Source organism: Chryseobacterium indologenes (assembly GCF_002025665.1).
In the GTDB taxonomy this organism is placed as follows: Bacteria; Bacteroidota; Bacteroidia; order Flavobacteriales; family Weeksellaceae; genus Chryseobacterium; species Chryseobacterium metallicongregator.
In genome coordinates this window covers 5,135,046-5,146,999 of record NZ_CP018786.1, presented here as the reverse complement: position 1 = coordinate 5,146,999, position 11,954 = coordinate 5,135,046, and the positions used below count along the sequence as shown (strand labels likewise).

General features: G+C 34.0%; 7 protein-coding genes. 6 read left to right on the top strand and 1 reads right to left on the bottom strand.

Annotated elements, in window-relative coordinates:
- Nucleotide 1: 1 nt before the first annotated feature.
- From BUE84_RS23245 to BUE84_RS23230, 4 genes are all read left to right on the top strand, one after another.
- Nucleotides 2-2,161 carry a patatin-like phospholipase family protein gene (locus BUE84_RS23245; RefSeq protein WP_079243691.1) on the top strand — a complete coding sequence of 720 codons (2,160 nt, stop codon included), beginning with the start codon at nucleotides 2-4 and terminating at the stop codon, nucleotides 2,159-2,161.
- Nucleotides 2,162-2,165: 4 nt separating this feature from the next.
- Nucleotides 2,166-2,585 carry an rRNA maturation RNase YbeY gene (gene ybeY, locus BUE84_RS23240; RefSeq protein ID WP_047426469.1) on the top strand — a complete coding sequence of 140 codons (420 nt, stop codon included), beginning with the start codon at nucleotides 2,166-2,168 and terminating at the stop codon, nucleotides 2,583-2,585.
- Between the two features lie 146 nt (nucleotides 2,586-2,731).
- Nucleotides 2,732-4,594, top strand: coding sequence for a tRNA uridine-5-carboxymethylaminomethyl(34) synthesis enzyme MnmG (gene mnmG / locus BUE84_RS23235; protein WP_079243690.1), 1,863 nt, complete (start codon nucleotides 2,732-2,734; stop codon nucleotides 4,592-4,594).
- 114 nt (nucleotides 4,595-4,708) lie between these two features.
- Nucleotides 4,709-5,530, top strand: a complete 822-nt coding sequence (locus tag BUE84_RS23230) for a class I SAM-dependent methyltransferase (protein ID WP_079243689.1) — start codon at nucleotides 4,709-4,711, stop codon at nucleotides 5,528-5,530.
- A 1,561-nt stretch (nucleotides 5,531-7,091) separates the two neighbouring features.
- Here BUE84_RS23230 and BUE84_RS23225 read toward each other — a convergent pair.
- Nucleotides 7,092-8,282, bottom strand: a complete 1,191-nt coding sequence (locus BUE84_RS23225) for a phosphoglycerate kinase (protein ID WP_079243688.1) — start codon at nucleotides 8,280-8,282, stop codon at nucleotides 7,092-7,094.
- Nucleotides 8,283-8,926: 644 nt separating this feature from the next.
- On the opposite strand from BUE84_RS23225, the gene rpiB reads away from it, so the two are divergent.
- Nucleotides 8,927-9,361, top strand: coding sequence for a ribose 5-phosphate isomerase B (gene rpiB / locus BUE84_RS23220; RefSeq protein ID WP_079243687.1), 435 nt, complete (start codon nucleotides 8,927-8,929; stop codon nucleotides 9,359-9,361).
- Nucleotides 9,362-9,697: 336 nt separating this feature from the next.
- Entirely contained in the window at nucleotides 9,698-11,851 is a 2,154-nt protein-coding gene (gene rnr / locus BUE84_RS23215; RefSeq protein WP_079243686.1) for a ribonuclease R, read from the top strand.
- Nucleotides 11,852-11,954 lie beyond the last annotated feature (103 nt).

The following is an 11,954-nucleotide window of genomic DNA, read 5'->3' as shown; positions in this document are numbered from 1 at the left end:
TATGAGAAAACTCCTGATTCTGCTTTCCATATTCCAATTATTATTGATCCATTCTCAGGTAAAAAAAAATTTGGTAATTCCGAAAAATCCAAAAATAGGGTTATCACTTGCAGGTGGTGGTGCCAAGGGTTTTTCACATGTCGGAGTTCTTAAAGTATTAGATTCTTTGGGAGTGAAAGTAGACTATATTTCCGGAACCAGCATGGGAGCTATTGTAGGTGGATTGTATGCCGCCGGCTATTCCGGGAAAGAAATAGAAAAAATAGTCATGGATACGGATTTCTATTCTCTGATTATGGATCCAAAGTCCCGGCAGGAAGCCAGCTTTTTTAATAAATCTGTAGACAAATATCTTTTATCCATTCCGCTTAAAAACGGAAAAATCACACTTCCCTCCTCCATCAGTACCGGCCAGAGAAATGTTTATCTTCTGAAAGAACTTTTTAAAAACGTTTCCAATATTGAGGACTTTTCCAAAATGCCTATTCCATTCCTTTGCGTCGCTACCAATCTTGAAAGTGGTAATATGCAGATCTTTGAAAAGGGAGATCTGGTACAGTCCATTATGGCAAGTTCCGCATTCCCTTCTTTAATGGATCCTGTAAAAATTGGGGATAGCATTTATATTGACGGAGCTATGACGGTAAACTATCCTTCAAAGCCTTTAAAGGACAAAGGAATTGATATCGTCATCGGTGTGGACCTTAATCAGGATCTATCCAAAAGAGAGGATTTAAACAATATTATTGCCATTCTGAACCAGGTTATTGATTTCGGAATCAAAAAAGATACCCGAAAACAATATAAATATACAGACATTAATATCAAACCTAACCTGAAAGGGATGTCCGCAACAAGCTATGATGATAAAAAGAAAATTCTGGATAGCGGATATGTGGAAGGATTAAAATATTCCCAGATCCTGGACCAACTTCCAAAGAAACCATTTGATCGCCTCAGACAACGTGTAAATCCGATATATTCCAATGTTTATAAGATCGATAGCATTTCTATTGAAGGAAGTAAAATTTACGGTAAAAACTATACCCTTGGTAAAATGGGATTACGCCTCCCCTCTTTGCAGACCTATGGAAGTATCAATAAAATGATCGATAAACTGGTTGCCACCAACAACTACAAATTTATTAATTATGATATCGTTCAGGAAAATGACGCCAACTACCTGAAGCTTTACGTCACTGAAGATGATGCCCGCCATTTTTTAAAATTCGGACTCCATTATGACGAAGTTTTTAAAACAGGACTTCTTTTAAATTATTCTGCAAAAAGACTTTTATTCAAAAATTCTAACCTTTCCCTGGATGTCGTTGTAGGAGATCGCATGAGATATTACCTGAATTATTTTATAGATAACGGATACATTCCGGGAGTTGGCCTTTATTCATCCGGGATGAGTTTTGATATAAAGAATGTAGACAATTACGTAGTAGACCGTTGGGAATGGATCAGAAATGAAGCCTATATACAGTCCATATGGAAGGACAAATTCGCCATTGGTGGTGGTATAAGCCATGACTATTTTAAAGCAGAAAACAGCAATGGAGATAACAGACGATACAGCCGTTTTTTAAATCCTTATATTTTCATAAAAACCGACACACAGGATGATAAGGAATTCCCGACCAAAGGGGTTTATTTTGCTGCTGAAGGAAAGGTTGTAGATCTATTAAAGTCTGAAGTTGATAAAAGAATCATTCAGATTAAAGCAGACCTAAGGCTTAACATTCCACTTGGCAAACAATTCAGTTATCGTCTGAATTTATTTGGAGGGGTTACACTTGGTGAAAATCTTCCTGCCTATTACCAATATAGATTAGGAGGAATTTTTGAGCAGAATCTTATGAATTTTAAAAGTTTCGGAGGATTCTATTTTGCTCAGCTTTATACAAACAATGTAATACTGGCTTCTAATGATGTACAGTTTAAGTTTAATAAAAACTATTTTATCAGCGGAAACTTTACCTTTGCTAACTTATCAAACGATATCAAGTTTGAGGATGCAGTTAAAGTAAATTATAGTTCACTGGGAATTACGGCAGGTTACAAATCTCCTTTCGGGCAGATAAAAGTAAACTTTAGCCACTCCCTAAAAAATAACCAAAAAGGTATATTCAGTGTTATATTAGGACACTGGTTTTAAAAAAATGATACAGTTCTTTTATGAAAACTTACCAGAGTCGGTAAGTACAGATTACAAAAAATGGCTGGAAGATCTTATTCTTTCAGAAGGAAAAAAAACAGGAGAAATCAATTACATTTTCTGTGATGATGAATATCTTCTTAAGATCAATCAGGATTATTTGCAGCATGATTATTATACAGATATTATCACTTTTGATTATGTAAAAGGCAAGACAATAAGCGCTGAGATTTTCGTATCTTTGCAGCGCATTTCTGATAACGCCTCTACCCTTTCCCGAGATTATGAAGAAGAATTAAGAAGGGTTTTAGCCCATGGTATTTTACACCTTGCAGGCTATAAAGATAAGACGGAAGAGGAAGAAAAAGAGATGCGGAGAATGGAAGATCTGTACCTGGATAAATACAGGGATTTAAAGTTTTAGAATTGAACAATCACTTAAAGTCCCATATCTAAAGTACTCTATTCTAGCAACAATATAAGTTTATCTAGAGTGCATTCTTCAAAATGTTTCACGTGAAACATTGGTTATAAAGATAAGGTTTAAAGCTTAAAACAAGCGAGATAAAAATGATTTCAGAAATATATGATGTGATAGTAGTAGGTGCCGGACACGCAGGTTGTGAAGCCGCTGCCGCAGCAGCTAACCTCGGTTCAAAAACCCTACTTATTACAATGAATATGCAGACCATCGGACAGATGAGTTGCAACCCGGCAATGGGCGGAATCGCAAAAGGACAGATCGTAAGAGAGATTGATGCAATGGGAGGATATTCCGGAATTGTGGCAGACAAATCTGCTATCCAATTCAAGATGCTGAATCTTTCAAAAGGTCCTGCGATGTGGTCTCCGAGAACCCAAAATGACAGAATGCTTTTTGCTGAAGAATGGCGCTTAGCATTAGAGAATACTCCCAATCTTGATTTCTTTCAGGATATGGTAAAACAACTGATTGTTGAAAATAATAAAGTAGCAGGAGTTGTTACTTCTTTAGGAATTGAGATCAAAGCAAAATCTGTAGTACTTACTAACGGAACTTTTCTTAACGGGTTAATTCACGTTGGAGATAAACAATTAGGCGGAGGAAGGATGGGTGAACCAAGAGCTTTTGGAATTACAGAACAATTGGTCACTTTAGGTTTTGAAGCAGGAAGAATGAAAACCGGAACTCCACCAAGAGTAGATGGAAGAAGTTTGGATTATTCAAAAATGGAAGAACAGAAAGGAGATCAAAATCCTCAAAAATTCAGCTACCTTGATACTCCGAAACTGACAAAACAATTAAGCTGTCATATCGTATACACTAACGAAACAGTACACGATATTTTAAGAGAAGGTTTTGACAGAAGTCCAATGTTTAATGGAACTATTCAAAGTTTAGGTCCAAGATACTGCCCAAGTATTGAAGATAAAATTAATCGTTTTGCAGAAAGAAACAGACATCAGCTTTTCGTAGAACCTGAAGGATGGAAAACTGTAGAAATCTATGTAAACGGATTCAGTTCTTCTCTTCCTGAGGATGTACAGATCAAAGCAATGAAACATATTCCAGGATTTGAAAATGTAAAAGTTTTCCGTCCCGGTTATGCTATTGAATACGACTACTTCCCTCCTACCCAATTAAAGCATACACTCGAAACTAAACTAATTGACAATTTATATTTCGCAGGACAGATCAATGGAACAACCGGATATGAAGAAGCAGCAGGTCAAGGATTAATTGCCGGAATCAATGCACACAATAAAGTTCATGAAAAAGGAGATTTTATCTTAAACAGAGACGAAGCTTATATTGGAGTATTAATTGATGACCTGATTACAAAAGGAACTGAAGAACCTTACAGAATGTTTACTTCACGTGCAGAATACAGACTTCTTTTAAGACAGGATAATGCCGATATCAGATTAACAGAAAAAGCATATCAGTTAGGATTAGCAAAAGAAGACAGATTAAGACGAGTTGAAACCAAAATATCTGAAAGTCAGTCACTTGAAGAGTTTCTTCGTGAAACTTCTTTAAAACCAGGCATTATCAATCCAGTTCTGGAATCTATTGAAAGTAGTCCTGTAGATCAGGCCTACAGAGCAGCTCAAATTCTTACCAGACCTAATATGACATTAGAAAAACTGGATGAAATTGATTTTATCAAAGAAGTTTCTACTCAATATAATGATGAAGTAAGAGAACAGGCAGAGATTAATATCAAGTATAAAGGATATATTGAGAAAGAAAAAGAAAATGTTGCTAAGTTAAATCGTCTGGAAAACATTAAAATTCCTGAAGATTTTGATTACACAAAGCTTTCCAGCCTTTCTGCAGAAGCAAAGCAGAAGATGTCTAACGTTCGTCCGAAGACTATTGCACAAGCAGGAAGAATAAGTGGTGTTTCTCCAGCTGATATCAACGTTTTATTAGTTTACCTAGGGCGCTAAAAAAAATGTTTCACGTGAAACATTAGAAAATAAAAACAAAAATTAAGGTATTTATAAGCGTAAAACACTTCTGAATATCTTAATTTTTTTACCATATAAAAGATATTTACTTCAATGAAAATAAAAGATCATTTTCTTTCACAGGAAATATTTGAGATTAAAGAGACTGAAACAAAAGGAGTCTTTAAAACCACTCCTATTCCATCCAATATTTCCAGATATTATGAAAGTGAAGATTACATTTCTCATCACCAGGATTCCGGAAGTTTAAAAGAAAAACTTTATAAATTCCTACAGTCTTTTAATCTGCAGTATAAAAAAAACATACTGGTAGACAGAATAAAAAAGGGATCAAAAGTTCTTGACTACGGATGCGGTGCCGGAGAGTTTGTAAAATATATAGAAAATGATTTTGAAACCTTCGGCTTTGAACCGGATGCTGATGCCAGAAAAGCAGCACAGGGAAAAATAGCAAAAGCTTCAATTTTAGATGATATTCATAAAATTGAAGATAACACTTTAGATGCTATTACACTCTGGCATGTATTTGAACATATCGAAAACCAGGATGAAATGCTCCGCAAATTTCATGGAAAATTAAAAGAAAAAGGAATACTTATTATCGCAGTTCCCAACCCTACTTCTTATGACGCCAAACATTATAAAGAATATTGGGCTGCTTATGATGTGCCAAGACATGTCTACCATTTTTCTAAAAACGGAATGGAAAATTTATTTTCTAAAAATCCAGACTGGAAAATGAGAAAGATCAAACCTTTGGTACTTGATTCCTACTACATCTCGATGTTGAGCGAAAAATACAAAAAATCACCCCTATTTTGGGTAAAAGCTGTTGTTTACGGAACGATTTCGAACGTAAAAGCGTTGTTTTCCAACGAATTTTCGAGTTTGATATATATTATTGAAAAAAGATAGAAAATCGATTTTTGACCCATTTATGAAAGCCGATTTTCAGCATTTTTAACTTAAAAATAAAAACTCAGGATTTATTTCTCCTGAGTTTTCTTTTTCTCTATCATATCCAAAATAATAATTCTTCCTCAATTTTATCAAATCAAAAAATAAGATTGAAATTTACCTTCCTTACCGATCAATAAAAAATATCTCCCCTACTCCATTTAAAAAATAGAGAGAAATACAAATTACCTATCCCTTGATTTATCTTCTTAAAGTATTCCTTGAACTTTTTAACTCAAATTTTAACAAAAGCATAAAAACAGCGAAAAAAAAGAAGAAATTTAGTTTTTACAATACAAATTACCACAAAAACAATTTAAAATTAACTTCAAAATAAAATAAGATACAAATACTCTAAAAAAGTTAGAAAATCGATTTTTAGGCTATTTATGAAGGTCGTTTTTCGACGATTTTATTGAAATGAAAAAATTAAAGCTGTTCTGCCAAATATATTACTGACGATAAAGAAATAGAAAATCAAATTTCGTTCTAAAGTAATTCTTCTATGATAAAAAAAACCTACCCTACTCCACTCCATCATTTTTGATGAAAAATAATTTTACTCTATTTCAAAAAAAATAAAATTGATAAAAATTGACAGTTTCTGTTTTTTATGAAAACTGGAAAAAAGTAAAAATTAATAATTGCAGAGAATTTCAAAAATCAATACTCAATAAAAAAATTTAAAAATTGAAAACACCTAAACGATTTTAAACTTCATGGAAAATTTTTAAGTCTAAGAAATAAAAAATTAAAACTCATTTAAATTTATCCTGGAAAGAGGTCTTAAAAATTCTAAAAGTAAATAACTTATTCATTTTGTTGTAGTTACCTATTGATTTCTGTTATTGCAGTAAGAATATCAAATGAAAATAATAAAGGATAAGATAGTTAATAAATTAGTTTAATTATTAATAATCAATAAGATACAACACTATCACTGATATGTGAAATAAATAAATCATTGAATATAAATATTTAAAATTTCCAAAAATTTATATCTTCCTTTTTCTAATAGAAATTTAAAAATTAAAACAATATAAAATACTATTCCAAGAAACCGGTAATTTTAATACCACTCTCTCAAGTTCTTATTCAAAAAGGTAAAAAAAGCCTTATTATAATTGGAAAAAAAATCACAACTCTCTCCTACCAATCCTCTAATACTTTTCATAAAATCATATCAATTACTTCTTTATACATTTCGAAATACAAAGTATAATTCATAGAAAAAATCTTTTTTATATATCAATAGTACTGCAAAAATCATGGTCATTTACCAAAGCAAAAAGAGAATAAAACAAGAATTAAAAACACTTAAATTGATAAATTTTATAAGAATATCCTGATCATAAATTTCCTGAAAAACATAAGTACCTGAAAGAGAATTCAACCCCTCTATATATAACTATAAGTTATATCTAAAATATTATTAAAACTACGATCAATAAAGGATTTTCTTTAAGTTTAAGAAATAAAAAAGCCTGCTAATATAATTAGCAGGCTTTTTTATTTTCTATTAATTATTGATTGCTGCTACTCCTGGTAATTCAAGTCCTTCAAGACTTTCAAGCATTGCTCCACCTCCGGTAGAAACGTAGCTTACCTGATCAGCATATCCGAATTGCTTTACGAAAGCAACACTGTCTCCTCCTCCTACTAAAGAGAAAGCTCCTAATCTTGTTGCTTCAGCAATACTCTCACCTAATGCAACTGTTCCACCCGCAAAATTTGACATTTCAAAAACACCGATTGGCCCATTCCAAAGGATCGTTCTTGAATTTAACAGTACATCATTGAACTGATCTCTTGATTTGTGGCCAGCATCAAGTCCCATCCATCCTTCAGGAATTGTATAAATATCAACTTCTTTTCTCTCCACATCATTACTAAAGCTTTCAGCGATGATGGCATCAGACGGAAGATATACTTTTACTTTGTGCTCTTTAGCTTTTCCTAAAATTTCAAGGGCCAAAGGAAGTTTATCTTCTTCTACAAGAGAATTCCCGATTTTACCTCCAAGCGCCTTAATAAAAGTAAATGCCATACCACCTCCAATGATCAGATTATCTACTGCAGGAAGAATATTTTCTATAATGGTAATTTTAGTTGAAACCTTCGAACCTCCCAGGATAGCAGTAACAGGTTTCTCTCCACTTTTTAATACTTTATCGATTGCCTGAAGCTCTTTAGCCATCAATAAACCGAAATATTTAGTTGATGGAAAATACTGAGCAATTACTGCTGTGGAAGCGTGAGCTCTGTGTGCCGTTCCAAATGCATCATTTACATAAGCATCTCCTAATTTTGAAAGCTTCTCTGCAAAAGCAGTATCTCCTTTTTCCTCTTCATTATGAAAACGTACATTTTCCAATAGTAAGATTTCTCCTGGTTTTAAATCTGCAGCTGCTTGCTCTGCCTTTTCTCCAATGCATTCATCAACAAATTTCACTTCCTGTCCTAAAACTGCAGAAACTTCGCCAACAATATGTTTAAGGGAAAATTCATCTTTAACCTCTCCCTTAGGTCTTCCAAGGTGTGTGATTAAGATGACAGAACCACCATCATTAAGGATCTTTTCCACCGTTGGTTTCACAGCAACAATTCTTGTGTTGTCTGTCACCTTCAGTTGATCGTCCTGTGGAACATTGAAGTCCACTCTTACCAGAGCCTTCTTATCTTTAAAATTAAGATCATTGATTGTTTTCATAAGTAGATTTATTTTTTGCTAAGCCCTATGAAACCGCCGTGCTCAAAATCCGTTTTAGCTTTCGGTAAAATCTCGCAAGAACAATTTCATAAATCTCATTGAATTTTTGTTTCACAAATGTAAGGTTTTAAACTTTTTCAACAGTTTGATTAAAATAAAAGTTTTCAAAAACTTTCCCCGAACCCAATCACCCATTAATCAACAATTTTTTCTCTTTTAAAAAAAAGAATAATGTAGTTGTTGTTGAGTGTTGTTAGTTTCGGGGATAAGTTTTAGGCTAAAAATTGATAACATTCAACTTTTATTCAACTCATATTTAATTCACAATATAAATCTCTGTAAACCCGCTATTTCACATACTTATTAACAAATGTTGATAACTTTGAAATGAAACCATTATTAGTTATTTTATTATGGAAAAATCTGGGGATAGCTGAAGAAAACATCTGGAAAGTTGTGGTAAAAGTTTGAGAAAAGATTTTCTATTACGAAATAAATTCATCTTTAAAAATAGAAAGTTGATAAAAGTTTTCCACAGTTATTCACATACCTTTTCACAATTAACTCAGGGTTTACTAACACGAATTGTTATTATTCTTACCTTTGTAAGGAAATAGAATCTAATAAAGCTTAATAAGAGTATTATGAAAAGAAAAATTGCTATCGCAGCGGACCATGCAGGCTATGAATATAAGGAGATTGTTAAGAACTACCTTTCAGAACGTTTTGAAGTTCAGGATTTTGGAACGTTTTCCACAAACAGTGTGGATTATCCGGACTTTGTACACCCTGCTGCAACCTCTGTGGAAAACGGAGAAAATGAGCTGGGAATTCTGATCTGTGGAAGCGGAAACGGAGTTCAGATCACTGCGAACAAACACCAGAAAATAAGATGTGCTTTATGCTGGATGCCGGAGATTGCAACACTGGCAAGACAACATAATGATGCTAACATGATTTCAATGCCGGCAAGATTTATATCTAAAGAACTGGCGATTGAAATTATAGATAAATTTCTTTCAACAGACTTCGAAGGTGGAAGACACCAGAACAGAGTTGACAAAATTGCAGTTTGCTAATTATAAATAAGGCTTGTAAATCACTTTACAAGCCTTATTTATTTTTTATTTGTACATTTGCAGTGTCCAATAGAAATTACACTCTATTATTCTCCAAAGCCTTTCTTATATTTGAAACATATTTAATAAAAGGTTTTTCTCTTTTCTTCTCCAGAATTGTATTAAATTTATACAAAACTAAAGCTCCCGTTGTAAGCAAAATGAAAGATAATTTCTGATGATTTACGGAAAGATTCTAATGATGAAATTGAATAACCTTATACAAAGGAACGAATAAGGAAGATTTAGAAAAAGGTCTTAGTTGGGAAAGACCAAAACAATTAAAAGAAAATTAAAATGCCAAAAAAAAGAAAATATATAAGTCATAAAAATGATTTAAAAATGATGGAAATCGGAAGAATGATCCTCCGTTTTATGAATGCAAATTCATCCAAAATTTATAATTATAAGCAGATCGCTGACGGAATAGATTACAAAAATCCAAGACAAAGAGAACTTGTAATCCAGGCACTGCACAAACTTCAGGGATCTGAAAAGATCAAAGAAGTAGAAAAAGGAAAATATATAGTGAACCTGAAAATCGCAGGAACGCTTACCGGAACTATTGACTTTAACCAAAGTGGAAATGCTTACGTAAGTGTGGAAGGTTTGGAAGATGATGTCTTCGTTCACGCCAAAAATGTGAAGGATGCATTGCAGGGAGATAAGGTTCTTATTATAACTTATCATTATAAAGGAAAGAAACTGGAAGGCTCTGTTTTGGAAGTTTTGGAACGTACCAGAACAGAATTTGTAGGGACGTTTCAGAAGGTTGCTCACAAGGAATTTGGGTTTGTGGTTTGCGATAAAAAATCAATTAATACAGATATCTTCATTCCAAAAGGAAAGTTCAACAACGCTGAAGATGGTGATAAGGTCATTGTAAAAATGACAGAATGGAGACCTGGTGATAAAAATCCGGAAGGTGAAATCATTCAGGTGCTGGGTGCTCCGGGAGAACATGAAACGGAAATCCACTCTATTCTTGCAGAATATGGTCTTCCATATGAATTTCCATCGGAAGTTGAAGCTGATGCAGATAAAATAGACAGAAGTATTACGGATGAAGAGGTTACAAAGCGATGGGATATGCGTAATATCTGTACATTTACCATTGACCCTAAGGATGCGAAGGACTTTGATGATGCTTTGTCCATAAGAAAACTGGAAAACGGAAACTGGGAAATCGGAGTTCATATTGCTGACGTATCTCATTATGTAGTGCCGGGAACAATTCTGGATGATGAAGCCTACCAGAGAGCTACTTCGGTATATCTTGTTGACAGGGTTGTGCCGATGCTACCAGAAGTTTTGAGTAATGATGTTTGTTCACTTCGTCCACACGAAGATAAGTATACCTTCTCAGCTGTTTTTGAACTGAATGACAATGCTGAAATTCAGAAACAGTGGTTTGGAAGAACGGTTATTCATTCAGACAGAAGATTTACTTATGAGGAAGCACAGGAACGTATTGAAACCGGACAGGGAGATCTGGCGGAAGAAATCAATACGCTTGATAAACTAGCGAAAATAATGCGTCATGAACGTATCAGAAAAGGAGCGATTACTTTTGACAGAAGTGAAGTAAGATTCAATCTTGATGAAAATAATGAACCGGTTGGTGTTTACTTTAAAATCAGTAAAGACTCCAATCACCTGATCGAGGAATTCATGCTTTTAGCCAATAAAAAAGTATCAGAATTTGTATCTCTTTCAAGAAAAGGTGAGATCACCAATAATACATTTATTTATAGGGTTCACGACGATCCGGATCCTGCAAAATTGGAATCGTTGAGAGACTTCGTTGCTACTTTCGGATATAAAATGGATTTAGCCAATACCAAAAAAGTGGCTGCATCTCTGAATAAACTTCTTCATGATGTAAAAGGAAAAGGGGAAGAAAATATGATTGAAACGCTTGCGATGAGAAGTATGAGTAAAGCGGTATATTCTACAGAACCTATTGGCCACTACGGTCTGGGGTTTGAGTATTACAGCCACTTCACCTCTCCTATCCGTCGTTACCCGGATTTGTTGGCACACCGTCTTCTTCAGCATTATCTGGATGGAGGAAAATCTCCGAACAGAGGTGATCTTGAAGAAAAAGCAAAACACTGCAGTGCAATGGAAAGATTGGCAGCAGATGCGGAAAGAGACTCTATCAAATTCATGCAGGTGAAATTCATGGAAAAACATTTGGGAGAAACTTTCAAAGGAGTGATTTCCGGAGTAGCAGAATTTGGTTTCTGGGTTGAGATTCCTGAGAACGGTGCTGAAGGTCTTATCAAGCTGAGAGATCTTGTGGATGATTCTTATATGTATGATGCGAAAACCCATGCCGTATACGGAATCAGACACGGAAATAAATATCAGCTGGGGGATGAAGTTCAGATCAAAGTGGTAAAAGCCAATCTGATTCAGAAGCAGCTTGATTTCCAGATTGTGAAGTAATGACGAGAATAGATAAATACATTGTATTTAGTATTTTAAACGTAATATTATTGATAACAGTTATTTTTAACACTGTTATCAATTTTTATCTTTTTGTACTCGC